We start from the raw sequence: 25,250 nt of genomic DNA, 5'->3' as shown, positions 1-25,250 counted from the left end.
TTTCCGGCGCCATGGCATGGTACGGATGCCTGGCAGCGCCCCACCCTGCTTTGCCCACTCCCATCAAAAATCGTAACGCAGCCCCACCGCCAGCGCACGACCACCACGCACACTGCCATCCACGTCCGCCAGGCCACCACGGCGTGATGTCAGTGCCGCCGTCTCGGCTTCACGATACAGCTCGGCAAACAGCCTGGCGTCGCGCGACAGCGCGTAATCGATACCGAGGTGGATGATTTCGTCACCGTAGTTGTCCACCTTGGCAAGCATCAGCTTGATCGTGCTCTTGCCCAGTACATAGTGGCCATACAGATTGATGGCGCGGTTGCCATCGGTCGAGAAGCCGCCTGGCTGGCGGTTGCCCGTCTCGAATGCCTCGTACTTCACCGCGAGATACACGGCCTTGGCCTGGTGGCTCAGCGTGATGCCGTAGATGCGGTTCTTGCCGTAGCCCGCGTCGCCCCGGTCATCAACGCCTGCCGCCAGACGGGTGTCGCCGCGGACATACGTGGCCACGGCCTGCCAGCGGCGGTCGTCAATGCGCGAGGTCGAACGGCGGTTGCCGCTGCTGGGGGCGTAGCCGGCGCCAAACGACAGGCCGTTGTAGGCCGGGGTTGTATACGCGAGCGTCTTGGCTACCCGAAACACGGTGTAGGTCGCATAGCCGCTGTAGTACGTGCTGAACATGTCCACGGGCGCCGCCACCGCGTTGTAGTAAGGCATCCACTGCTGGCCGTAGGTGAGCGCGCCGAGCGTGCCCTTCACCCCGACGCTGGCAATGCGGATGGGTTCATCCTGATCATAGGGGTCGCGCAGTCTGGCGTTGGCGACATCGACCGGCAGCTCGACCTGACCGACGAGCGCCATATCTGCATTGATCGGGTAGGTGCCGCTGACGCCCACGCGCGAATACGCGTCACGCAGGCCGGTATAGGAATCGGCGCGGTCGGGGTGGACCGATTCGACCTGGGTGCGCAGCGAGCCGTAGAAGTCGAGTTCCGGCGTGTCTTGCGCGAACGCGGCGCTGCAGCAGAGCGAGCCCGATAATGCAAACGCCATGCGGGCAGGTGTGGTGGTGAGGAACGTCATCGATGGTCTCCAAAGGTCAGGACCATAAGGTCAAATTAAAGCGGCAAGATGGGTGGCCACCGGCATCAGACTGAGTACCAGTTCGCGCACCCCGTCCCAGACAATCTGCACGCCCAGACACAACAGGATGAACGCGGTCAGGCGCAGGAAGACGGCGGTGCCGGCTTCGCCGATCAAGCGCAGGAAATGTTCGCCGTAGCGGAACGCGAGGTACAGCAGCACGCCGATGAGGCCCAGAGCAAGCAAGGCGCCGCCCATGCGCGCCAGTGAAAACACCACCTTGACATCATGCAGGGCCACGCCGACCGTGATGGCGACGGCGATCGAGGCCGGGCCACAGCTGATCGGGAAGGTCAGCGGATAAAAGGCCTGGCGCTGGGCGTGTTCCGGTGTGAAGGTCTCGGCCAGGGAAGCCCGGCTGTCGGGGGTGGCAGGCGTGGCCCCGAGCAGGCGCCAGGCGACGGAGGCCAGGATCAGGCCGCCGCCAATGCGGACGATGGGCAGCGAGATGCCGAAAAAATCGAGGACGTACGAGCCGATCAGCATCGAACCGGCCATCAGCCAGAACATGTTGCGGGCGATGCGGCGTGCCAGCAGCGTGCGGATCGGCGGCGATGCGCCTTCGGTCAGGCTCAGGAAAATCGGCGCGGTTGCGGCCGGATTAAGGATTGGCAACATCGTCACCAGTACAAACAGGAAGCTCCTGGCTGCCACCAGAATAAGTTCGATCGTCATGAATAGTCCGGCAGCCCCGTCAGGCTGAACTCGGTTGCCAGCGCATGGCGCTGCTGGCGTGGTGGATGGTTACGTGCACACCTTCAAGCGAAACACGACGCGTGCCGATGTCGAACCTGCCGTCGTCACGGGGGCTCTTGGTCTCACAGCATAAACTGTACAGGAAGGTCGGGCGGGATGGACACACGCCTGGCGTCGCTCCGTGGTGTGCGAAGGTGCGTTGAACGCGTGGGCGGGAAACCCGCCCCCCTACCCGTGAAAAAAAAAGCGGCGCCGCCAGCACCGGATCACGTGAATGACCCTGTACCGACGGCGCCGCCGTCACGCTACCCTCACACGTTTAGTGCTTGGTATCGCCCTTGTCCATCTCGTGGATCTCGTGGTCCTTCAGTGCCTTGCGCACCTTGGCGACATCGGCTGCACCGACTGGCGCGGCCTTGTTACCCCAGGCATTGCGCACGAAGGTGGTCAGGTGCGCCGTCTCTTCGTCCGACAGACGCCATGCGAAGCCCGGCATGCCCAGTTCCGATGGCGCCGTCTTGGTCGAAGGCAGGCGTGCGCCGGCCAGGATCACGCGGATCAGCGAGCTCGGGTCCTGCTGCAGCACGGTCGGGTTGCCCGGCAGCGCAGGGAACACATTGCCCGAGGCCTTGCCGTCGACACGGTGGCAGGCCGAGCAATTGTCCAGGTATAGCTGGACACCGCGCTGGCTGTCGTCACCGCTCATGATGGTGTCGACCGTCGCCGTGCTGGCCGTGAAGCTGGCTTTCTTGTTGCCCGTGGCCGGCAGCGTCTTGAGGTAGCCAGCCATGGCGCTCAGGTCGGCATCCGTCATGTTCTGCGTGCTGTGCAGGACAACATCCTGCATCGGCTCGCCGAGCACGCCGGAATGGCTGTTGCGACCGGTCTTGAGGGTATCGACGATATCCTTCTCGCTCCAGTTGCCCATGCCGTCGACCTTGTCACCACGCAGGTTCACCGCGAGCCAGCCGTCGATCAGCGGACCGCCGGCCAGGTACTCAGGACCGGACTCATCCAGTGCCAGCTCGTTCAGCGTGGTCGCGCGCGGGGTGTGGCAAGTGCCGCAGTGACCCAGGCTCTGGACCAGGTAGGCGCCACGCGCGATGCGCTGGTCAGCGTACTTCGACAGGTCCATCGGGCGCTGCACCGGCACGAAGGTCTTGCGCCAGATGCCCAGCGGCCAGCGGATCGACAGCGGCCAGCGGATGTCGGCCGCGCGGTTCGCGGCGCTTGCCGGTGCCACGCCGTGCATGAAGTAGGCGTACAGCGCGCGCAGGTCGTCGTCGCTCATGCGGGCATACGACGGGAACGGCATCGCCGGATACAGCGTGCCGCCGGTCGGCGTGATGCCGTGGCGGATCGCGCGATCGAAATCGTCCAGCGAGTAATTGCCGATACCGGTCGTCTTGTCCGGCGTGATGTTCGTCGAGTACATATTGCCGATCGGCGACTGGATCACGCGGCCGCCCGCAAAGGCTTTGCCGCTTGGCGCCGTGTGGCAGGCGATACAGTCCGAGGCCGTGGCGACATAGCGCCCCTTCTCGATCAGGCCGGCATCAGGCTTGGCGCCTGCTGCAAGTTGCGGACCGGGTTCGATCTTGCGCGTCTCGGTCGGTGCGACGGCGTAGCCGTACATGCCGGCAAACACCAGCGCGCCAACGATGCCAAGCGTCAGGAGGACTTTTTTCACAGGTTTTTTCGTCGTCATCTGTTTGTCCTCTTATGCCTGAACCAGTGGGCCTGGGTTCTTGATGTACTGCTCACGGATCGCCTTGGCACACCAGTACGCCAGCGCGCCGACCATGCCGGTCGGGTTGTAGCCATTGTTCTGCGGGAACGCGTTGGCGCCCGGCGCGAACACGTTCGGCACATCCCACGACTGCAGGTACTTGTTCAGGGCCGACGTCTTCGGGTTGTCGCCCATGATGGCGCCGCCGACCGTGTGCGTGCTCTGGTACTGGTTGATGTTGTAGTGGCTGCCCGCCTTTTTGGCATCGCCCTTGATGGCCAATGGATTGAGCACCTGGCACATGTCCTGCGCCTTGCCTACCAGGTATTGCGACGCGATGATTTCGTTCTCGTGCCAGTCGAACGTCATGCGCAGCAATGGCCGGCCGAAACCGTCCTTGTAGTTCGGGTCGAGGTCGAGATAGGCATCGTCGTACGACATGCAGGAACCCTGCACTTCGAAGTAGAACGAATGGCGCATCGCGTCCTTGGCGCCCTTCTTCCAGTCGCTGCCCCAGCCCGGTACGCCCGGTGCGGTCGCGATACCGCGCACCGGCCCGCCGCCCGGCTGGCGCGCCCAGATGATGCCGCCGCCGATGAAGCCGGTCTTGGTCGGATCGTTGCGGTTGCCGTTCAGGTCATCGAACGTGGCGCCGCCGCCGCCAATGCCCATGAACTGGTTGGCATGCACGGTCTCGTCGAAGAACAGCGAGACGCGGTTCAGGTTCTGGTACGAATAGTTCTTGCCGACGGTACCGGTCTTGGTGACAGGATCGTACGCCGGGCCAATGCCCGAGAGCAGCATCAAGTGCACGTTGTAGAGCGAGAACGCGGCCAGGATGACGATGTCCGCCGGCTGCTCGGTCTCGCGGCCCTGGGCGTCGAGGTAGTTCACGCCGGTGGCCATCTTGCCGTCCGGCGTCAGGTTCACTTTCATCACTTGCGCCATCGTGCGCAGGTCGAACCCCTTGCGGCCACGCAGCACCGGCAGGATGTTCGCGTTCGGGCTCGCCTTCGAGTAGTTCAGGCAGCCATAGTCCGAGCAGAAGCCGCAGAAGTTACACGGTCCCATCTGGCAACCGTACGGGTTGACGTAGGTACCCGAGGCGTTCGAGGCCGGGATCGGGTATGGGTGGTAACCCATCGCGTTGGCGGCCTTGTAGAAGTATTCGGCGCCCAGGTAATCCGGGTTTGGCCCGAGAGGGAATTCGCGCGAGCGCGAGCCTTCGTACGGATTGCCGCCGCCGACCTGCGCACCATTGATGATGCCGCCCTTGCCCGAGGTGCCGCAGACGTATTCGAAGTGGTCGAAGTGCGGTTCCAGATCTTCATACGTGATCGGGAAATCCTGGATCGACATGCCGGCCGGCAGGATCTTCTTGCCGTACTTCTGTTCCATGATGCTGCGGATCTTGAAATCCTCTGGCAGCGCGCGGAAGTGGCAACCCGACCAGTGCGAACCGGCGCCACCGACGCCCGTACCCGGCTTGAACGAGCCCATGCGGCGCATCGGCACGGCCGACGTCGTGCCGTTGTGGCGGATGGCGATGGTTTCCTGCGCCAGCGACTGCAGGTACTTGCGGTGCACCGAGCCTTCGAGCTCGTCGATCACGCGCGGGTAGGCGAAGTCGGGCTGCGTGTCGCGGTCAGGACCGCGCTCGAGCACGACGACGTTCATGCCGGCGTCCGTCAATTCCTTGGCAATGATGGCGCCAACCCAGCCCATGCCAACGATCACTGCATCTGTTTTTGGTTTTACGATTGCCATCTTTTATCCTCTCCGTCCCGCCAGATCGACCGGTCCGAGCGGATACGGTTTGTCGCGAATCTTGACCCACTCCAGATAATCGCCCCGCATGCCGGGGTAGCCGATCATCTTCCATGAGCCCATGTTTTTGTTGCCGCCGTGGCTCGGGTCGGCAAAGTAGCCGGCGCGCACTTCGGCGAGGAAATCAGCGAAGAACAGCTTCGACGAAATGTCGGCCAGCTTGATCTTGCCTTCTTCGAGGTCCTTCAACACCGCCTCCTGCATGCGCAGGTCGAGATCGGCAAACGCCTTGCCCGAGAAGCTGCTGGCGCAATGCGCGTCGACGGCCTTGATGCCCACGCGGATGATGTCCTTGAGCGCCAGCTTGCCCTGGTAGCCGAATTCGGACGTCGCTTCGAGGAACGGGCCCTGCATATACCAGATCGCGCCGGCGGCGTACGGGCTCTGCATATGGCGGTCGAGAAATTCAGGCACGCCCAGTTCGACGGCGCCAGGGCCATGCTGGTCATGCGGAATCAAGCGATCGACGGCGGCGATGACGAATTTCCATTCGGTCGCGGTGAAGAATTTTGGGGTGTAAGCATCTGGCTTGCCTTCGGCCGGCGCTGCGGCCGTTGCGTTGGGCAAGTTCTGCTGGATCGCCGCTGCAGCGCCCGCACCCATCGGCACGAACACCAGGGTCTTGATGAGCGTGCGGCGCCGGGAAGGAGATTGCTGGTCATCGGACATAATGTCTTTGCTCCATATTGACGTTGGATATATATGCATCAGGCATCTCACATGATAACCATGCTGATCTCGATAAGCTATGGAAAATCCCGGCGCGGGGATTGGCGCGATCCATTATGTATTTGTTGATTGTCGCCGATTTGCACTAATACGACCGTGCTAATTGCCGCATAGGGAAACCAGCGCCCGTACCACTAATATATTTACAAATGAAACATTCGAATATTCAGAAATTTCAAGAGTTTTAATGTATTAGGTGGTGTGCGCACCTATGGGGATACACCGCTTCACCAAGTAATTGCCGCACGGATACAATGAAATCGTCGTCAATACAAATGTGTCGCTATGGACCCATTCTGCAAATGGCGAGAGGAAAAGCATATGGTAGACGACACCCCAATCGGCGCTTAAGGGGGGCGAGCGCCGCTGCTGCAGGCTTCCGCCGGCACATCGACATGGGCTCAGCATGTGACAACAAAAAACTTCACACGTTGCATAAATGAAACACTGTAACAGTCGTCGTCAATCCCTGAAAACACCCTATTATCCGATTTTTACTGCCTACATCGGATGAAAAAGAATTAGTAATAATATCAAGCTAATAATATTTTCAGTGTCTGCGCAGTGATCGTTGGCCGAGATGTAATGACAACCCCATGCATATTTTTAATGCTGCTATCACCAAATATGATGAGAGCAAATACATTACCGATATGGCATCACGCCGGCATTGGATTCGCATGGTAATTGGTAGTGGCGCAGTTAATTCAGGCAGTGCATTCACGACAATGGTGTACGTATTGCACGCCATGCCCAAACTAATGTCGCACGCAGCAGCACACCGCCAATATTCGATGGCCCTTGCCGCGCCAGCACGCCCTGGCAACCACGCTGAGGCAAGAAGAAACGCCTGAACATCGACATGCCTTGCGCACGCATGCTCTGAAAACAGCCACCCGCAACCGTCGTGTCGAACCCGTCCCCGGCGCGCAGCAGGTACAGTGCCGTCCCCGAACACATCGCGATATCGGCCCCGCTATCGCTCACCAATGGGCGCAGGCCATGCCGGTACGACAGCACGATCGTCCGGTGCAGGTCGGGCAGCGCAAGGTGCAGCGGGCGCAGAATGCCAAGCCATTCCAGCATCCTGGGCAGGCCGTGCAGATGCACACCGACGCGGTCGCGATAATCGACGAACGCCTCCTTCAGCTCGGCCAGCGTGGCCTGGGCCGGGCGCGGCAACGGCGCAGGTTGCTCTCGCCAGCGCGCCATCCAGTACGCCAGCGCTTCGGCGTGCTGCGCGCACAAGGCGGCCGGCGTCGCAGAGGCCAACGCCATCTGTGCCCCGGGCCGCATGAACCGGACGACGCCACGCAGCGCGGCCAGCACTGGCGCGTCGAGCACGTCCAGTGGCGTGGGACGGCCGTGATTGCGCCACGTGTTGTCGATGCGGCTGAAGTGCGCGAACGAGGCGACCGGCACGACCAGCCGTGGCCGGAAGGCGTCGATCTGGCACGCCATGCGCCCGATGCCGCGTTCGGTCGCGGCTTCGCCCGGCGTCGCATGGGCAGCAAAGCTGGTCAGCAGCAGATCGATACGCACCTGCCCCGCGCGCAGTTGCACAGCCGCGCGACGGCACGCGGCGGCAGTGGCCAGCGCCCGTTCGCCCAGGTGCAGCAGCGTGTGCTGCCCGCACGCGATCAGGCAATAGGGGTCGCCCTCGTCGCTGGCATGGGCCGTCAGGTGCAGGCCGGGGGCCAGCGCGCGCGGCGCGCCAACGGGGCATGTGGCCATGGGCAGGTGATGACGCCGCAGTGCGTCCGCCAGGCGCCAGTCGCCCTCGCGGCACAGGAAGGTGGCGATGCCGCGAAATTCGGCGCGAAAACGCTGCACGAAAGAGTGCGACAGGTGCTCGGGCCGGCAACTCGAGCACCAGATAAACACCGGCAAACTGCCTGCGTTGAGTTCGTCGATCACGTGCGCGTCGCGGGTAGCGTCGTCGAGCAGGCGGCAGGCATTGTTGTGCACGGTGCCCTCGAGCCACGGGTCGACCAGCAACAGCGCACCGTCAGTGCGCAGCAACCAGCTGCCGTGGTTCAGAAATGTGAAGGTCGGAGTTTGCATAGGAGTGATCGCATGGGGATGGCACGGGACGTCGATACGATCGAGTCTGGTGCCTGACCACGCACCGCGCGTGAGGCGTCGCAATCGTGGGCGGGAACCGGCAAAGCGCTTCGCCAAACGGGGGAAACGCCCTACAATAAGGTTGTTCTACAGAATCTACCGTGCAGCTTGCCCGTACTGCATGCCACCCGACCCGAAACGACCGACATGCCCCTGGAATCCCTTTTGTTCGCGCTCCCTGCGCAGCTTGCACCCACGCTGGTAGCGGCCCTGCTGGGCCTGTTGGTCGGCAGCTTCCTGAACGTCGTCATCTACCGCATCCCGAAGATGATGCAGCGCGAGTCCGACAATTATGTTGCGCAGGAAAGCGGCCAGCCGCCACCGCATACGGACCGTTTCAACCTGACGGTGCCCCGCTCTGCCTGCCCGTGCTGCGGGCACCGGATCACGGCGATGGAAAACATCCCGGTCATCAGTTATCTCGTCCTGGGCGGCAAGTGCCGCAAGTGCAAGACGCCGATCTCGCCGCGCTATCCGGCCGTCGAACTGTTTACCGCCATCGTGTCTGGCTTGCTGGTCTGGACCTTCGGCAGCGGCGCGATGGGCATGGGCAGCCTGCTGTTCGCGTGGCTGCTGATCGCGATGACGTGCATCGACTACGACACGCAGTTGCTGCCGGATGACCTGACCTATCCGCTGCTGTGGGCCGGCCTGCTCATCAACCTGAACGGCACCTTCGTGCCGCTGCAGGACGCCGTCATTGGCGCCGCCGCTGGCTACCTCGTGCTGTGGTCCGTGTACTGGCTGTTCAAGCTTGCCACCGGCAAGGAAGGCATGGGCTACGGCGACTTCAAGCTGCTCGCCGGCCTGGGCGCGTGGCTGGGCTGGACTGCGCTGCCGACGATCATCCTGCTGTCGTCGGTCGTCGGCGCCATCGTCGGCATCAGCCTGATCGTGTTCGCCAAGCGCGCACGCGACAAGGCCATCCCCTTCGGCCCCTACCTGGCGGCTGCGGGCCTGCTGACGATGCTGTATGGCGCGCAATTGGGCGGCTTCACGGCGGGTCTGTTCGGATGACGCCGGCGTTTTCGGTAGGACTGACCGGGGGCATCGGCTGCGGCAAGAGCACGGTCGCCGACCTGTTTGCCGCGCTGGGCGCGACGATCGTCGACACCGACGTCATCGCCCATGCGCTGACCGCGCCGCAGGGCGCGGCGATGCCGGCCATCGTGGCCGAGTTCGGGCCCGATTTCGCGCAGCCGGACGGCGCGCTCGACCGCGCCCGCATGCGCACCCTCGTGTTTTCGGATGCCACCGCCCGCGCGCGGCTCGAAGCCATCCTGCACCCGCGCATCCGCGCCGCGACCGAGGCAGCCGGCCAGGCGGCCACGGGCGCCTACGTCATCTATGTCGTACCACTCCTGATCGAATCGGGCAGCTGGCGCGAACGCGTCACGCGCGTGCTGGCCATCGACTGCAGTGAAGACACGCAGGTGGCGCGCGTCATGCAGCGCAGCCATCTCTCCGCCGACGAGGTGCGCGCGATCATGGCAACCCAAGTCACGCGCGCCCGGCGCCTGGCCGAAGCCGACGACGTCGTCGACAACGACGCCGGCCTGGAGGCCCTGCGGGCGCAGGTGCAGGCATTGCATGAACGGTATCTCGCGTTAAGTCTGTAACAATAGTGATGCAGGGTTTGTAATTTCGGCCCGCATGGTTCAGAATCACGCAGTTGCCTTCCAGCCTACATTCAGAGGAATGTCATTTTGATCGTCTACGAATACCCTTTCAACGAGCGGATTCGCACGTTGTTGCGGCTGGAAGACCTGTACGAAAAATTCAAGTTCTTCGTGCATCAGGAACACCCGATGCAGCACCATGTCGCGCTCGCGACGATTTTCGACATGCTGGAAGTGGCCGGCCGCGCCGATCTGAAATCCGACCTGCTGCAAGAGCTCGAGCGCCAGAAGCAATCGCTGCTGGCCTACCGCAGCAATCCGGCCGTCGTGGCCGAAACGCTCGACGCCGTGCTGGCCGAACTCGATGCAGCCAGCAGCGCGCTGGTCGCAAGCCAGGGCAAGACCGGGCAGAACGTGCGCGAGAACGAATGGCTCATGAGCATCCGCGGCCGCACGATCATCCCGGGCGGCGCCTGCGAGTTCGACCTGCCGTCATACTTCGCCTGGCAGAAGCGCCCGTTCGACAAGCGTTTTGACGACATCATGGGCTGGTTCGGCCCGCTCTCGCCGCTGCTCGAAGCGCTGTCGCTGGTGCTGCGTCTGCTGCGTAATTCCGGCGCATCGGTCAAGATGTTCGCCGCCGCCGGCAGCTACCAGCAGATGTTGCAGGGTAAAATCTACCAGATGCTGCGCCTGACGCTCGACGAAACGACCGGCGCGATCCCCGAGATCTCGGCCAACAAGTACATGCTGTGGGTGCGCTTCACCAGCCAGGACGGCGACTGCAAGCCCAAGCCACTCGAGGTGGACGTGCCGTTCGACCTGACGCTCTGTAATTTTTAACCGATTGACCGTACGATGACCGTTGTCTCCTGCCCTACCTGCAGCAAGAAAGTCGAATGGATCGAGGCGAACAAGTATCGCCCGTTCTGCTCCGAGCGTTGCAAGCAAATCGACCTGGGCGCCTGGGCCGAAGAAAAATTCGTGATCCCCGGCGCTGTGCCGGCCGACCCGCTCGATCCGTTCGACGAGCCACCACCGCCGCCACCACAGCGCTGACATGGCGCGCGCGCCGCATTCCACCGGCACGCGCCTGGCGCTGTGGGCGATTCGCCTGTACCAGCGCCACCTCTCCCCCTTCAAGGGTTTTTCCTGCGCCTGGCGCGCCTCCACGGGCCGCGCCAGCTGCTCGGGCCATGGCTACCGCGTCATCGCGCGCCATGGCCTGAGGCTGGGGTTGCCGCTCCTGCGGCGCCAGTTGCGGCGTTGTGGTGCTGCGCACGACCGCGCGCTGGCTGCACGTGTGGTTGCGATGCCCAATCCTGTCTTGCATTACCAGCGTGGGGAGTGCGACCTGTTGCCGTGCGATTGCTGCAGCAGGCCGCTGGGCAGTGCTCTGGCGAGCGTGGGTTGCCAGGCAGCGGGGGAATGCGCGTGCGACAAGGTCGACCGCTGGCTTACACGCTGGCTGCGCGGCTGGGGCGACGCGCGCAAGAAGTCACGGCAGCAGCGCTGATCTGTCATCCTGACGCCGTCGGCGAAGGTCACACCCAGGTACCTCGCCAGTTGAAGTCGGCGCTGGCAAGGGGCCTGCGCTACCGAACTTTACGTTATGCGATCCGCAAAACGGACGCGGTCGAGCCATTCGAGCAGCGGGATCGTGGCCGGCAGCAGCGGGCTGACGCCGTACTCACCCTGCCAGGCAAAGGCTTGCCCTTCCAGGCTTTGCGGTTCACCAAGCCACTCGCGGCAGATGTAGAAATACAGGCGCACGTGGGCGTGCTCGTAGACGTGTTCGACGCAGCACCAGGCCTCCCCGCTCACAACCTGCACCCCGAGTTCTTCCATGAACTCGCGCTGCAGCGCCGCGAAGATGTCTTCGCCCGCTTCGACTTTCCCGCCCGGGAATTCCCAATAGCCGGCGTATGGTTTGCCGTCCGGGCGCTGGCCGAGCAGCACGTCGCCATTCGGGCGCATCAGCACACCGACGGCGACATCGACGGGTTTGGCTTTCACGGTACTCATGCGGCTTGATCCGGCAGCTTGCCTGCGTAGTCTTTCGCGAACTGCCAGGCCACACGGCCCGAGCGCGAGCCGCGCTGCAAGGCCCACTGCAGCGCTTCGGGGCGCGCCGCCGCGATCTGCTCCGGCGTGCAGCCGAAGCTGGCCAGCCAGTGGCCGGCGATGCCCAGGTAATCATCCTGACGGAACGGGTAGAACGACAGCCACAAACCAAACCGCTCGGAAAGCGAGATTTTCTCTTCGACCGTCTCGCCCGGATGCAGGTCGCCATCCGTGCCATGCTGGTAGCCCGCGTTGTCCGACATTTTTTCGGGCATCAGGTGACGTCGGTTGGACGTCGCGTAGATCAGCACATTGTCGGACTGCGCCGAGATGCTGCCATCGAGCGCGACTTTGAGCGCCTTGTAGCCCGCCTCACCCTCTTCGAACGACAGGTCATCGCAAAAGATCACGAAGCGCTCAGGCCGGCCTGCAACCAGGTCGACGATGTCGGGCAAATCGGCCAGGTCGGCCTTGTCGACCTCGATCAGGCGCAGGCCCTGGTCGGCGTAGCCATTCAGGCACGCTTTGATCAGCGACGATTTGCCGGTGCCGCGCGCGCCGGTGAGCAGCACGTTGTTGGCCGGGCGGCGCGCCACGAACTGGCGCGTGTTCTGCTCGATCTGGCGCTTTTGCGTGGCCACGTGGTGCAGGTCGTCCAGGTTGATGGTCGACGCGTGCAGCACCGGCTGCAGATAGTTGCCGGCGCCGTTCGCGCGGCGGCGCCAGCGGAACGCCGTGCTGCGCTTCCAGTCCGGCTCGCGGGCATGCGCGGCCGGCAGCACCGCCTCAAGGCGCTCGAGCAGCCCTTCGGCGCGGCGCAGGAACTGGTCCAGTGGCGACGTCAAGATCAGGACCGGTAGTCGGCGTTGATCGTGACGTAGTCGTGCGACAGGTCGCAGGTCCAGACCGTGGCCGTGGCGTCGCCGCGCGCGAGCTTGACGCGCACCGTGATCTCGGACTGCTTCATGATGCGCTGGCCGTCTTCTTCCTTGTAGTCGGGATTGCGCCCGCCCGCCTTGGCGACCCAGACGTCGTCCAGGTACAGGTCGAGCTTCGTGACATCCAGGTCGTCCACGCCAGCATAGCCGATGGCGGCCAGGATGCGGCCCAGGTTCGGGTCCGATGCGAAGAACGCGGTTTTCACCAGCGGCGAATGCGCGATCGCATACGCGATCTTGCGGCATTCCGCCACGTCCGCGCCTTCGTCGACCGTGATGGTCATGAACTTGGTGGCGCCCTCGCCGTCGCGGATGATCTGCTGCGCCAGGTTGCGCGAGATGTCGGTGACGGCTTCCTTCAACGCTTCATAATCCGCGCCTTCGGCCTTGTCGATCACGAGCGAACCGGCGCCGGTGGCGACGATGATGAACGAGTCATTGGTCGACGTATCGCCATCGATCGTGATCGCATTGAACGAATGGTCGGCCGCGTGCTTGACCAGTTCATCGAGCACCGGCTGCGCGACCTTCGCATCGAACGCCAGGTAGCCCAGCATCGTGGCCATGTTCGGCTTGATCATGCCGGCGCCCTTGCTGATGCCGCTCATCGTGACGGTGTGCCCGCCGATGGTAACGGTGCGCGATGCGGCCTTCGGCTGGGTGTCGGTGGTCATGATCGCCTCGGCGGCGTTGTACCAGTTGTCCGCCTTCAGGTTCGACACCGCGGCCGGCAGGCCGGCGACGACCTTCTGCAGCGGCAGCTGCTCCAGGATCACGCCGGTCGAAAACGGCAGCACCTGGCCCGGCTCGATGTCCAGCAGCTTGGCTAGCTCGGCGCAGGTGGCCTGCGCATTGGCAAAGCCCTCTTCGCCCGTGCCCGCATTGGCGTTTCCGGTATTGACCACCAGCGCGCGAATCGGCGCGCCGCCATTCTTGACGGCGGCCAGATTGGCCTTGCTGACCTGGACCGGCGCGGCGCAGAAGCGGTTCAGCGTGAACACGCCGGCGACAGTGGCGCCCTCGGCCACGCGCATGACGAGGATGTCCTTGCGGTTGGGCTTCTTGATGCCGGCTTCGGCGAAACCGATCTCGATGCCGTTGACGGGTTTCAGGTCGGCTGCGACTGGCAGGGGGGAATTGACGGCCATGTTGATCTCGTTGGAAAAATTGCGAATCGCTTATTGTAACGGCACCGTCATCCGGTACGAAATTGCGGGCCAAAATAAACCGGCTGCGTTTCCCCCGTTTCCCGACGCTACGTAGGGTGGACGGGTCTTCCCGTCCACGCGGTGATGGTTGGCCGCCCGGTCTTCCGGCACTAAAACGAAGGGCCGTTCGTGGTTGCAACCGATAACGATCACCGCGTGGACGGCATAGCCATCCACCCTACGTCAGCCAGACCGCCGCCAGACCGCCAGAATATCAGCGCCCCCAATAAAAAACGGCCGGGTTTCCCCGGCCGCTTCTACATGCTACCTGCCTGCTGCGCTTACGCCAGCTTGCCGTGGCACTGCTTGAACTTCTTGCCGCTGCCGCAAGGGCATGGGTCGTTGCGGCCGACCTTCACGCCCATGTAGCTGCTGTGGTCTTCGGCCGAGACCGCGTCGCCTTCGCCGCCCTGGTTCGGGTTCGGATTGAACAGCTCTTCCGGCGCGGCCGACGGGTTGTAGTCGGCGTGCTGGTAGTTGACGTTCTCGAGCTGGGCTGCCTGCGCTGCCATTGCCGCTTCGGCTGCTTCGACTTCTTCGCGCGACTGGATGTGCACGGTCATGACGGTGCGGATCACTTCGTTCTTGATCAGATCCAACATGTTCGAGAACAGCTCGAACGCTTCGCGCTTGTATTCCTGCTTCGGGTTCTTCTGTGCGTAGCCGCGCAGGTGGATACCCTGGCGCAGATGGTCCAGCGCCGCGAGGTGTTCGCGCCAGTGGGTGTCGACGCTTTGCAGCATGACGTTGCGCTCGAAGCCGCCGAACGATTCGCGGCCCACGATGCCGACCTTGCTGTTGTACGACGTTTCAGCCGCCGTCAGCACGCGCTCGAGCAGTTCGTCGTCGTTCAGGTTCGGCTCGTCCTGCAGCATCTGCTGCAGCGGCACGTTCAGGCTCCACTCGCCTGCCAGCGTCGTTTCCAGCGCCTTGACGTCCCACTGCTCTTCGACCGATTCAGCCGGCACATGGATGCGCACCTGGTCGGTGAACACGCCCACGCGCAGCGAATTGATCATCTCGCTGATGTCGGTCGCTTCGAGCAGTTCGTTACGCTGGGTGTAGATCACCTTGCGCTGGTCGTTGGCGACGTCGTCGTACTCGAGCAATTGCTTACGCACGTCGAAGTTGCGGGCCTCAACCTTGCGCTGGGCCGACTCGATCGAGCGCGAGACGATGCCCGCTTCGATCGGTTCGCCTTCCGGCATTTTCAGGCGGTCCATGATCGCGCGCACGCGGTCGCCGGCGAAGATGCGCAGCAGCGCGTCGTCCAGGCACAGGTAGAAGCGGGACGAACCCGGATCGCCCTGACGGCCCGAACGGCCGCGCAGCTGGTTGTCGACGCGGCGCGATTCGTGGCGCTCGGTACCGATGATGTGCAGGCCGCCGGCATTGACCACATGGTCGTGCAGCGATTGCCACTCGTCGCGCAGCGTCTGCGACTGGGCAGCTTTCTGCTCCGGGCTCAAGCTGCCATCGGCTTCGATGAGCTGGATCTGCTTGCCCATATTGCCACCCAGGACGATGTCGGTACCACGGCCGGCCATATTGGTGGCGATGGTGATCATCTTGGGACGGCCCGCCTGCGCCACGATTTCCGCTTCGCGTGCGTGCTGCTTCGCGTTCAGGACGTTGTGCGGCAGGTTCGCTTTGGTCAGGATGCCAGAGAGGAGCTCAGAGTTCTCGATCGAGGTGGTGCCCACCAGGACTGGTTGGCCGCGCTCGTAGCAGTCACGGATGTCCATGACCATCGCGTTGTACTTCTCGTCGGACGTCTTGTAGACCTGATCCTGGCGGTCCTTGCGCTGCGACGGCCGGTTTGGTGGGACGACGACGGTTTCGAGGCCGTAGATTTCCTGGAATTCGAACGCTTCGGTATCGGCGGTACCGGTCATGCCGGCCAGCTTGCCGTACATGCGGAAGTAGTTCTGGAACGTGATCGAGGCCAGCGTCTGGTTCTCGTTCTGGATGCGCACGCCCTCTTTGGCTTCGACGGCCTGGTGCAGGCCATCCGACCAGCGGCGGCCCGTCATCAGGCGGCCGGTGAATTCGTCAACGATCACGACTTCGTTGTTCTGCACCACGTAGTGCTGGTCCTTGTGATACAGGACGTGGGCACGCAGCGCCGCATACAGGTGGTGGATCAGCGTGATGTTGCCGGCGTCGTACAGCGACGCGCCTTCAGGCAGCAGGCCCATCTCGGTCAGGATCGCTTCGGCGTGCTCGTGGCCCGATTCGGTCAGCAGCACGGTGTGCGCTTTCTCGTCCTTCAGGTAGTCGCCCGGGACTTCGATCTTGCCCTTGCCGTCCGGCGTTTCTTCGCCGATCTGCTGGACCAGCTGCGGCGGCACCGCGTTCAGTCGGATGTACAGGTCGGTGTGGTTCTCGGCCTGGCCCGAGATGATGAGCGGCGTGCGCGCTTCATCGATCAGGATCGAGTCGACTTCATCGACCACCGAGAAATTCAGGCCGCGCTGAACGCGCTCGCGCAGGTCGTAGACCATGTTGTCGCGCAGGTAGTCGAAGCCGAATTCGTTGTTGGTGCCGTACGTGATGTCCGAGCTGTAGGCTTTCTGCTTGCTGTCGTGGTCGAGCTGCGACAGGTTGACACCGGTCGTGAGGCCCAGCCAGCCGTACAGCTGGCCCATCTGGTCAGCATCGCGCTGCGCCAGGTAATCGTTGACGGTAATGACGTGCACGCCCTTGCCCGACAGGCCGTTCAGGTAGACCGGCAGCGTGGCCATCAGGGTCTTGCCCTCGCCCGTGCCCATCTCCGCGATCTTACCCTGGTGCAGGACCATGCCGCCGATCAGCTGGACGTCGAAGTGGCGCATCTTCATCACGCGCTTGGCAGCTTCGCGGCAGACGGCGAATGCTTCTGGCAGGATCTCGTCGAGGGTCGTGCCCTTGGCCAGCCGGTCCTTGAATTCAGGCGTCTTGGCTTGCAGTTCCGCGTCCGAGAGCTGCTCCATCTGTGGCTCGAGCGCGTTGATGACACGCACGGTCTTTTGATATTGCTTGAGCAGTCGCTGGTTGCGACTGCCGAAAATCTGGGTCAGGAATGACATGCTTGGTTTCTAGTATTAAATACGCCGCAATAGACGCCAATGAGGGAGCCAAGATGATATCAACAGATTTCACCAAAGACCGCGTTAGGCAAATAACCACTGATTTTATCATGCGATTCGGCCACACTTGGGGATCGTGGGCAGGATAACAAGTCCCGCAAGGACAGAAACGTTATCAGACTGCCTCGTATGGCCTGCAAAATCCCGTGCTGCATTGGCCGCGACCCGGCGCTGCGCCGGGGTTTCCCCATCTGCCGCGCGCTGTGGTATGTTCCGAGCATGCAGCAACCTCCCCCAAAGCGCCCGGTCCATATCTTCGGCACCAAGAACCGGCAGACCTCGCACGCCGCCACCGACTTCCTGCGCTCGAACGACCGCCTGGCCAGCCTGATGCCGGCCATCACGCGCATGGCGCGCCTGCAGGCCGACTGCGCTGCGGCGCTGCCAGCCGTGTTTCACAACTGCGATGTGCTGTCGTTTCAGGAAGGGGTATTGATTCTGGCCGTGCCCAGCTCGGCGCTGGCGGCGCGGCTCAAGCAGATGCTGCCCAAGCTGCAAAGTACGCTCATCGGGCGTGGCTGGCAGGTGGAATCGACCCGCATCAAGGTGCAGGTCACGCGCGCGCTGCCGGACAAACCCGAGATGCGCACGCTGGAGCTGCCGCCGACGGCCGTGCGCGCGTTCGAGGAACTGGCCGCGTCACTGCCGGACGACAAGCACAATCACGATCTGGTGGCCGCGCTCAGGGCGCTGGCGGCGAAGCGAAAATAAGCGCAGGTAAGCTGAGATCAGCTCTGCGCCCACTCCCGCGTCATCTGCTTGACGTACGACGGCGGCGCCGTATCGAGCGCATCGAAACTGACGATCTCGTACGAATCCGGCTGCGCCAGCAAGGCGCGCAGCAGGTCGTTGTTGAGCGCATGGCCCGACTTGTGGGCCGTGTAGCTGGCCAGCAGCGGATGGCCGACCAGGTACAGGTCACCGATCGCGTCGAGAATCTTGTGGCGCACGAATTCATCTTCGTAGCGCAGGCCGTCGGCATTGAGGATGCGGTATTCATCCATCACGATCGCGTTCTCGAACGAGCCGCCGCGCGCCAGGCCCATGCCGCGCAGGCTTTCCACGTCCTGCATGAAGCCGAACGTGCGCGCACGCGCGACGTCGCGCACATAGGTGATGTCGCCGAAGTCTACGCTCGCGCGCTGCATCGTGCCATCGACCGCCGGGTGATTGAATTCGATGAAGAAGTCGAGCTTGTAGCCATTGTGCGGCGACAGGCGCGCCCACTTTTCGGCCGCGCCGCTGCCCTGGCGCACTTCGACGTCCTTCAGCACGCGGATGAACTTGCGGGCCGACGACTGCTCTTGCACGCCCGCCTGCTGCAGCAGGAACACGAACGACGATGCCGAACCGTCCATGATCGGGATTTCTTCGGCCGTCACGTCGATGATGAGGTTGTCGATGCCCAGGCCGGCGCAGGCCGACATCACGTGTTCGACGGTCGAGACGCGCGCATCGTCCTTGATCAGGACCGACGCCATGCGCGTGTCGCCCACGACGTGCGCGGAGCTGGGAATGGACACGATCGGGTCGAGATCGACCCGGCGAAACACGATGCCCGTGTCCGGACCGGCCGGGCGCAGCGTGAGTTCGACCTTGCGGCCCGAGTGCAGTCCGACGCCCGTGGCGCGGACCAGTTCCTTGATGGTTCGTTGTTTCAGCATGGATCGATTATAGCCCAGCGCTTCCGGCGCTGCTGCGCCCTCCCCTGCTCGTCAAGGATGCTCGGCTTCGACATGCTCTTTCTCGTGGCGGATCAGATACAGGCCGCTGCAGATGATGATTGCCGCGCCCAGCAACGTGTAGCTGTCTGGCAGCGCGCGCCACAGCAGCCAGTCCAGGCCCACGCCCCAGGCCAGGGCCGAGTATTCGAACGGCGCCACGCTCGACGCTTCGCCGCGCGAGAACGCTTCGGTGATCGCCAGCTGGCCGATGAAACCCGACACCGCCAGCCCGCACAGGATCGGGATGTCACGGGCCGACATTGGTACCCAGTCGGGCGCCGCCAGGGCGCCGGCGCCAATGGCGATCAGCACCATCAGCCAGAACACCGTGTGCTCGCTGCGGTCGGTCCGTGACAGCACGCGCACCGTGATCGCCGAAACGGCGTAGCAGGCGGCCGACCCCAGCACCGCCAGGCCGCCCACCGTCAGAAAGCCCGCGCCGCTGGGGCGCAGCACGACCAGTACGCCAATCAGGCCGACGCCGATCGCGACCCAGCGCGCCAGGTCGACGCGCTCGCGCAGCAGCAGCACCGACAAGGCCGTGATCAGGGCCGGCGCGATGAAGAAGATCGAATAGGCTTCGGCCAGCGACAGCTTTTGCAGGCCAAATGCGAACAGCGCCAGCATCAGGATGCCCAGTCCGGCGCGCAGCAGGTGCATCGGCCAGCGTACGCGCAGAATGCCGGCAAATGCGCCGCGCCAGGCCACGTACAGCGCAATCAGGGGCAGCGAGCAGATGGCGCGCAATGCGGCGACCTGCAGCGCCGGATAGCGCGCCGACAGCAGCTTCATGGCCGTGTCCATCAGCGCGAACATGAAGACGGCAAGCAGCATCGCGTAGATGCTGTACAGGTTTCCCGATGGGCGCTTCACGGTGAGGTTGTCTTAGTTGGCGGTAAAAAAACGGCGCCGTAGGGTGGATGGGCTTTCCCGTCCACGCGTCCAACGAACCTCAAAGCGCCACAAAATCAGCTTGATCTGAACGCGTGGATGGCACAGCCATCCACCCTACGGCCAGCTTGATGCTGCGCCGGTCGTTACAACAAAAATCAGCCCAGCTTTTCCAGCATCGCTTCCGCGCTCGACGCTTCCACGCCCTTGGCATCGAGGTCCAGCGTCTTGACCACGCCGTCGTCGACCAGCATCGCGTAGCGCTTCGAGCGCACGCCCATGCCGTGGGCCGAGTAGTCGTTGTCCAGGCCCAGCGCCTTGGTAAACGTGGCGTTACCGTCGGCCATCATGCGCACGATGCCGGTGGCTTTCTGGTCGCGGCCCCAGGCGCCCATCACGAACGCGTCGTTGACCGAGATGCACCAGATTTCATCGATACCCTTGGCTTTGAGCGCATCGGCGTGTTTGACGTAGCCCGGCACGTGCTGCACCGAGCAACCCGGCGTGAATGCGCCCGGCAGGCCGAAGATGACGATCTTCTTGCCCTTGACCAGATCGGCGACCTGGAACGTGTTCGGGCCCAGGCTGCAGCCTGCGGTTTCGTTCTCGATGAATTCGGCCAGCGTGCCGTCGGGCAGGCGTTCGCCAATCTGGATGCTCATGTTCGCTCCTGTGAAGGTTGTGTGAATCCGACCATTATCGCCGATCCGGGAGGGGTGTGCAGGGCATTGCATCGGCAGTTGGCCACTCCCCCCCACCACGTCGTTCCCGCGAAGGCGGGAACCCAAGTTTGCACGCGCTGCCACATTTGCCATGCGTAGCGGCAGTGCTGAGGACTTGGATTCCCGCCTCCGCGGGAATGACGTGTGATGGCAGTTGGCCGGCAGGGCTGGAAGCAGCGCGCAAGCAGCGCGCAAACAAAAAGGCCAGCTTGCGCTGGCCTCTTCAACTCTGGTCAGCCTGCGCCGACCATCATGCGAACATCAGTCCGCCTGCTTGCGCAGGAACGCTGGAATGTCGTAGGTCTCGACACCGTTGCGCTGCATTGCCTGCACCTGCTCGGATGCCTGCTCACGACGCCACACGGCTGGCTGCTTCATGCCGCCCAGCGCGTCTGGGCTGGCCTTGCCGGCGGTCAGGCCGCCCGGCACGGCTGCAGCGCCCTGCATCACTGGCGCGTCGTAGGTACCGGTGCGCATGACTTGCTGCGGCTGGACCAGCTGGATCGACTTCTTGTTCTTGCCCAGGCCCGTGGCAACCACGGTCACGCGGATCTCGTCGCCCATGCTGTCGTCGTAAGCGATACCCTGGGCGATCGACGCGTCCGGCGCGGCGAAGGCGCGCACGGCGGCCATGACTTCCTTGATCTCTTTACCTTTCAGGCCACGGCTTGCGGTCACGTTGACCAGCACGCCCTTGGCGCCCGACAGGTCGATACCGTCGAGCAGCGGCGAAGCGACAGCCTGCTCGGCAGCGATGCGCGCGCGATCGACGCCGGCGGCGGTCGCGGTGCCCATCATGGCCTTGCCCTGCTCGCCCATGATCGTCTTGACGTCGTTGAAGTCGACGTTGATGTGGCCCGGCACGTTGATGATCTCGGCGATACCGGCGACCGCGTTGTTGAGCACATCGTCGGCGTGCTGCATCCAGTCGAGCATGCTTTCGTCTTCGTAGATGTCTTCGAGCTTTTCGTTCAGGATGACGATCAGGGAGTCGACGTGCTTGGTCAGTTCTTCGAGGCCCGCTTCGGCCACGTCCATGCACTTCTGGCCTTCGTACGAGAACGGCTTGGAGACGACAGCGACGGTCAGCGCGCCCATTGCCTTGGCCACTTCGGCCACGATCGGTGCGGCGCCGGTACCGGTACCGCCGCCCATGCCGGCCGCGATGAAGACCATGTGCGCGCCGCGCAGTGCGTCTTCGATGCGCGAGCGCGATTGTTCGGCGAGCTGGCGACCGACTTCAGGACGCATGCCTGCGCCCAGGCCCGAGTCACCGATCTGGATGATGTTGCCGGCGCTCGATACGGCCAGCGCTTGCGCGTCCGTGTTCGCGGCGATGAACTCGACACCGGATACACCTTTATTGATCATGTGCTGAACCGCGTTGCCGCCGGCGCCACCGACGCCCACGACCTTGATCACGGTCCCCAGTGCTGCGTTATCGACCATATCGAACTCCATGATGTGCTCCCTAATTTTCAAAGTGCAGTTCCGGGAACGAGGCCTGTGCGTATCTGGTTCGCCGCCTCAAACCGGTATCTGCGATTGTATGTAAAAAACTGTAATTCGTGATGAAATTTCGCTACCTAATTTGTTACCAAGTGCTAGTGCGATTGCATGTGCGTCAGAAGTTCCCCGCGATCCACTCCTTCATGCGCTGCCAGACTGCCTTCACCGAACCATCCTGGCGCGTGACGATGTGCCCGCGCAGGTACTGTTTCTTTGCTTCGAGCAGCAAGCCAAGCACGGTGGCGTAGCGGGGGCTGCGCACCACGTCGGCCAATTGCCCGCGGTAGTCCGGCGTGCCGAGGCGTGCCGGTTTGAGGAAGATGTCTTCCGCCATTTCGATCATGCCGGGCATGATCGCGCTGCCGCCAGTCAGGACGATGCCGGACGACAGCACGCCTTCGTAGCCCGATTCGCGCACCGCCTGGTGCACCATCGCAAACAGCTCCTCCACCCGGGGCTCGATCACGGCCGCCAGCGCCTGGCGCGACAGGGCGCGCGGGCCGCGGTCACCGAGACCTGGCACTTCGAGTGTCTCGCCCGGGTCGGCCAGCACCTGCTTGGCCACGCCGTAGCGGATCTTGATATCTTCGGCTTCGCCGGTCGGCGTGCGCAAGGCCATCGCGATGTCGCTGGTGATCTGGTCACCCGCGATCGGGATCACGGCCGTGTGGCGGATCGCGCCGTCCGAGAACACCGCGATGTCGGTGGTGCCCCCGCCGATGTCGATCAGCACCACGCCCAGTTCTTTTTCGTCGACCGTCAGCACCGCATCGGCGGACGCCATCGGCTGCAGAATCAGGTCCGAGACCTCGAGACCGCAGCGGCGCACGCACTTTACAATGTTTTGCACTGCGGAGACCGCACCGGTGACAATGTGCACCCGCACTTCGAGGCGGATGCCGCTCATGCCGATTGGCTCGCGCACATCTTCCTGGTTGTCGACGATGAATTCCTGCGGCACCGTGTGCAGCAATTGCTGGTCGGTCGGGATGTTCACCGCCTTGGCCGTCTCGATCACGCGCGCCACGTCGGTCGCCGTGACTTCTTTCTCCTTGATCGCCACCATCCCGCTCGAATTGAACGAACGGATATGGCTGCCGGCGATGCCGGCGTAGACGTTGCGGATCTTGCAATCCGCCATCAGCTCGGCCTCTTCCAGCGCGCGCTGGATCGATTCGACGGTGGCCTCGATGTTGACGACCACGCCTTTCTTCAATCCCCTGGACTCGTGCTGACCCAGCCCGATCACCTCGTGGCGTCCGTCGGACATCACTTCGGCGACCACGGCCACCACCTTGGAGGTGCCGATGTCGAGACCGACGATCAGGTTTTTCGCGTCTTTTGTCATTGCTGTAGCCTGCTCAGATTTGCTTGGTTGTTGTATTGGTTTTTGTATTCGGTGCGGCTTTGGGCTTCTTGGCTGCCTTGACCGGCTTCGTCGCATCCAGCGGCACGTTCAGCGCCGCCGACGACAAGGCCAGTCCGTTCGGATAGCGCATATCGATCGTATCGATACGGCCCTCCTGCAGCCGGGCCACCAGCTGCGGGTACACGCCGACCAGGCGCGCGACGCGCTTGTTCAACGTGTTGCGATCCTGTTCGCGTCCCAGTTCGACGCTCATGCCATTATCCAGCTTCACGGTCCATGCATAGCGATTCGATAGCGACAACGCGTGCGGCACCAGCGCCACCTTGGCAAACGCCGTGCGCAATTCATTGAAGCGCGCCAGCACATCCTTCTCGCTGCCCACCGGTCCATCGAACTCCGGCAGCGTCTGTTCATCGTCGGCTTCGGCGATATTGGCCGTAAACACGTCGCCCTTGACCGACAGCAGGCGGCCTTCGTCGCCCCAGGTGCCAAGCGCCTCGTGCTCTTCGACTTCGACCACCAGCGCGTTGGGCCACTCGCGGCGCACCGTGGCGCGGCGTACCCAGGGCACGGTCTCGAACGTCGCGCGCACCTGCTCCAGGTCGGCGGTAAAGAAGTTGCCGCGAATTTTACCGACCACGCCGTTGCGCACGGTCAGTTCGTTCACGTGTTTCAGGTCGATCCCGTACATGCTCTCCACCGTCACCGAGCCCAGTGCGAACATCGGGCGCTGCGACAGCCACCAGACGCCGGTCACCAGCGCGGCGAGCACCGTCAGCGCCGTCAGGAAGCTGGCGGTTGCATTGAGGGAGCGGACGTCATGCCACATTGCGCTCAGTCCTTCGCTTCGGGTTTCGCACCCCGGTTGCCCATCTTGAGCCGGGCCGAACGCAGGATCTCGACGCACAGGTCCTCGTAGCCGATGCCCACCGCGCGCGCCGCCATCGGCACCAGCGAGTGCGTCGTCATGCCCGGGGACGTGTTCACCTCGAGCAGGAACGGCCGCATGTCGCTCTCGCGCACCAGCACGTCCACGCGCCCCCAGCCTTCGCAGCCCAATGCGCGGTAGGCGTTCACCGCGTGACGCTGGATCTCCTGCGTCAGTTCGTCGGGCAGCGGCGCCGGGCAGTGGTATTGCGTGTCGTCGGTGAAGTACTTGTTCTGGTAGTCGTACTTGCCTTCGGGCGCGACGATCTCGACGATCGGCAGCGCGCGGGCGGCAGCGCCCTGCCCCAGCACGGCGACCGTGAATTCGCGGCCGGTCACGAACTGCTCGATCAGCACCGCATCGTCCATGCTGGCCACGAGCGCGATCGCGTCCGCCAGCTGATTGCGGTCGGTGACCTTGGTGATGCCGATGCTCGAGCCTTCGAGCGGCGGCTTGACGATCAGCGGCAGGCCCAGTTCGGCCACCAGCGCATCCAGGTCGGTGTCGGCATCGACCGTCGCGTACTTCGGCGTTGGCACGCCTTCCATCAGCCACAGCTTCTTGGTGGTGATCTTGTCCATGCCGACGCTCGAGGCCATCACGCCGCTGCCCGTGTACGGAATGCCCAGCTGTTCGAGCGCGCCCTGCAGGCTGCCGTCTTCGCCGTAGCGGCCGTGCAGCGCGATGAACACGCGGTCAAAACCCTGCGCGGCCAGATCGGCCAGGCTGTGCGTGCCCGGATCGAACGGGTGCGCATCGATGCCGCGGCTTTTCAGCGCCTGCAGCACGCCGTTGCCGGAAATGAGCGAGATTTCGCGCTCGGCCGAGCGGCCGCCGAACAGGACGCCGACCTTGCCGAAGACGGTGGCATCGAGAAGTTGAATGGTCGTCGTCAT

At 63.5% G+C, this 25,250-nt stretch carries 23 protein-coding genes; 6 read left to right on the top strand and 17 right to left on the bottom strand.

Going from position 1 to position 25,250, the window contains the following annotated elements; genetic code table 11:
- Positions 1–63 precede the first annotated feature (63 nt).
- The 6 genes from ACZ0AJ_RS01610 to ACZ0AJ_RS01585 form a co-directional block, all read right to left on the bottom strand.
- Complete coding sequence (locus ACZ0AJ_RS01610) at positions 64–1,089, bottom strand: porin (RefSeq protein WP_499453536.1); 1,026 nt, start codon at positions 1,087–1,089, stop codon at positions 64–66.
- Between the two features lie 30 nt (positions 1,090–1,119).
- Entirely contained in the window at positions 1,120–1,824 is a 705-nt protein-coding gene (locus ACZ0AJ_RS01605; protein ID WP_499453534.1) for a MarC family protein, read from the bottom strand.
- A 340-nt stretch (positions 1,825–2,164) separates the two neighbouring features.
- On the bottom strand, positions 2,165–3,553 hold the full coding sequence (locus ACZ0AJ_RS01600; RefSeq protein ID WP_499453532.1) for a c-type cytochrome: 1,389 nt from the start codon (positions 3,551–3,553) through the stop codon (positions 2,165–2,167).
- 12 nt (positions 3,554–3,565) lie between these two features.
- Complete coding sequence (locus tag ACZ0AJ_RS01595) at positions 3,566–5,341, bottom strand: GMC family oxidoreductase (RefSeq protein ID WP_499453530.1); 1,776 nt, start codon at positions 5,339–5,341, stop codon at positions 3,566–3,568.
- A 3-nt stretch (positions 5,342–5,344) separates the two neighbouring features.
- Positions 5,345–6,070 (bottom strand): gluconate 2-dehydrogenase subunit 3 family protein, encoded by a 726-nt coding sequence (locus ACZ0AJ_RS01590; protein WP_499453528.1) that lies wholly within the window; start codon positions 6,068–6,070, stop codon positions 5,345–5,347.
- Positions 6,071–6,850: 780 nt separating this feature from the next.
- Positions 6,851–8,194: an MBL fold metallo-hydrolase gene (locus ACZ0AJ_RS01585; RefSeq protein ID WP_499453526.1), complete on the bottom strand. Its 1,344-nt coding sequence runs from the start codon at positions 8,192–8,194 to the stop codon at positions 6,851–6,853.
- A gap of 207 nt (positions 8,195–8,401) precedes the next feature.
- Between ACZ0AJ_RS01585 and ACZ0AJ_RS01580 the strand changes: the two genes are divergently transcribed.
- The 5 genes from ACZ0AJ_RS01580 to yidD all read left to right on the top strand — a co-directional run bounded on the left by ACZ0AJ_RS01580 (position 8,402) and on the right by yidD (position 11,389).
- Complete coding sequence (locus tag ACZ0AJ_RS01580) at positions 8,402–9,271, top strand: prepilin peptidase (RefSeq protein ID WP_499453524.1); 870 nt, start codon at positions 8,402–8,404, stop codon at positions 9,269–9,271.
- Positions 9,268–9,873 (top strand): dephospho-CoA kinase, encoded by a 606-nt coding sequence (coaE, locus tag ACZ0AJ_RS01575; protein ID WP_183557259.1) that lies wholly within the window; start codon positions 9,268–9,270, stop codon positions 9,871–9,873. The genes ACZ0AJ_RS01580 and coaE overlap by 4 nt, the downstream gene beginning before the upstream one ends.
- A gap of 87 nt (positions 9,874–9,960) precedes the next feature.
- On the top strand, positions 9,961–10,716 hold the full coding sequence (gene zapD / locus ACZ0AJ_RS01570; RefSeq protein ID WP_183557256.1) for a cell division protein ZapD: 756 nt from the start codon (positions 9,961–9,963) through the stop codon (positions 10,714–10,716).
- Between the two features lie 15 nt (positions 10,717–10,731).
- Entirely contained in the window at positions 10,732–10,932 is a 201-nt protein-coding gene (locus ACZ0AJ_RS01565) for a DNA gyrase inhibitor YacG (protein ID WP_258836504.1), read from the top strand.
- 1 nt (position 10,933) lies between these two features.
- Positions 10,934–11,389, top strand: coding sequence for a membrane protein insertion efficiency factor YidD (gene yidD, locus ACZ0AJ_RS01560; protein WP_499453521.1), 456 nt, complete (start codon positions 10,934–10,936; stop codon positions 11,387–11,389).
- 89 nt (positions 11,390–11,478) lie between these two features.
- Here yidD and ACZ0AJ_RS01555 read toward each other — a convergent pair whose 3' ends face one another.
- From ACZ0AJ_RS01555 to secA, 4 genes are all read right to left on the bottom strand, one after another.
- Positions 11,479–11,898 (bottom strand): NUDIX domain-containing protein, encoded by a 420-nt coding sequence (locus tag ACZ0AJ_RS01555; protein WP_499453519.1) that lies wholly within the window; start codon positions 11,896–11,898, stop codon positions 11,479–11,481.
- A complete protein-coding gene (locus ACZ0AJ_RS01550; protein ID WP_499453517.1) occupies positions 11,895–12,782 on the bottom strand; it encodes an ATP-binding protein in 888 nt (295 codons plus the stop codon). The genes ACZ0AJ_RS01555 and ACZ0AJ_RS01550 overlap by 4 nt, the downstream gene beginning before the upstream one ends.
- Positions 12,783–12,784: 2 nt before the next feature.
- The gene (gene argJ / locus ACZ0AJ_RS01545) at positions 12,785–14,023 is read right to left on the bottom strand and encodes a bifunctional glutamate N-acetyltransferase/amino-acid acetyltransferase ArgJ (RefSeq protein ID WP_499453515.1); all 1,239 of its coding nucleotides are present in this window, start codon (positions 14,021–14,023) and stop codon (positions 12,785–12,787) included.
- 341 nt (positions 14,024–14,364) lie between these two features.
- On the bottom strand, positions 14,365–17,151 hold the full coding sequence (gene secA / locus ACZ0AJ_RS01540; RefSeq protein WP_499453513.1) for a preprotein translocase subunit SecA: 2,787 nt from the start codon (positions 17,149–17,151) through the stop codon (positions 14,365–14,367).
- Between the two features lie 279 nt (positions 17,152–17,430).
- Here secA and ACZ0AJ_RS01535 point away from each other — a divergent pair, with 279 nt between their 5' ends.
- Positions 17,431–17,922 (top strand): DciA family protein, encoded by a 492-nt coding sequence (locus tag ACZ0AJ_RS01535; protein WP_499453511.1) that lies wholly within the window; start codon positions 17,431–17,433, stop codon positions 17,920–17,922.
- A gap of 17 nt (positions 17,923–17,939) precedes the next feature.
- Here the strand turns inward: ACZ0AJ_RS01535 and lpxC are convergent, their stop codons facing one another.
- The 7 genes from lpxC to ACZ0AJ_RS01500 all read right to left on the bottom strand — a co-directional run bounded on the left by lpxC (position 17,940) and on the right by ACZ0AJ_RS01500 (position 25,250).
- Complete coding sequence (lpxC, locus tag ACZ0AJ_RS01530) at positions 17,940–18,875, bottom strand: UDP-3-O-acyl-N-acetylglucosamine deacetylase (protein ID WP_499453509.1); 936 nt, start codon at positions 18,873–18,875, stop codon at positions 17,940–17,942.
- Positions 18,876–18,926: 51 nt separating this feature from the next.
- Entirely contained in the window at positions 18,927–19,769 is an 843-nt protein-coding gene (locus tag ACZ0AJ_RS01525) for a DMT family transporter (RefSeq protein WP_499456701.1), read from the bottom strand.
- Positions 19,770–19,984: 215 nt separating this feature from the next.
- Positions 19,985–20,488, bottom strand: coding sequence for a peroxiredoxin (locus tag ACZ0AJ_RS01520; protein ID WP_183557230.1), 504 nt, complete (start codon positions 20,486–20,488; stop codon positions 19,985–19,987).
- Positions 20,489–20,809: 321 nt separating this feature from the next.
- On the bottom strand, positions 20,810–22,009 hold the full coding sequence (gene ftsZ, locus ACZ0AJ_RS01515) for a cell division protein FtsZ (protein WP_183557227.1): 1,200 nt from the start codon (positions 22,007–22,009) through the stop codon (positions 20,810–20,812).
- Between the two features lie 163 nt (positions 22,010–22,172).
- On the bottom strand, positions 22,173–23,405 hold the full coding sequence (gene ftsA, locus ACZ0AJ_RS01510; RefSeq protein WP_183557224.1) for a cell division protein FtsA: 1,233 nt from the start codon (positions 23,403–23,405) through the stop codon (positions 22,173–22,175).
- A gap of 13 nt (positions 23,406–23,418) precedes the next feature.
- Complete coding sequence (locus tag ACZ0AJ_RS01505; RefSeq protein ID WP_183557221.1) at positions 23,419–24,255, bottom strand: cell division protein FtsQ/DivIB; 837 nt, start codon at positions 24,253–24,255, stop codon at positions 23,419–23,421.
- Between the two features lie 5 nt (positions 24,256–24,260).
- Positions 24,261–25,250, bottom strand: a complete 990-nt coding sequence (locus tag ACZ0AJ_RS01500) for a D-alanine--D-alanine ligase (protein ID WP_499453505.1) — start codon at positions 25,248–25,250, stop codon at positions 24,261–24,263.

The sequence above is a fragment of the Telluria sp. AC161 genome (genome assembly GCF_979258535.1).
Note: the sequence above shows the minus strand (reverse complement) of the source record. Positions and strands in the feature narration are given on the sequence as shown.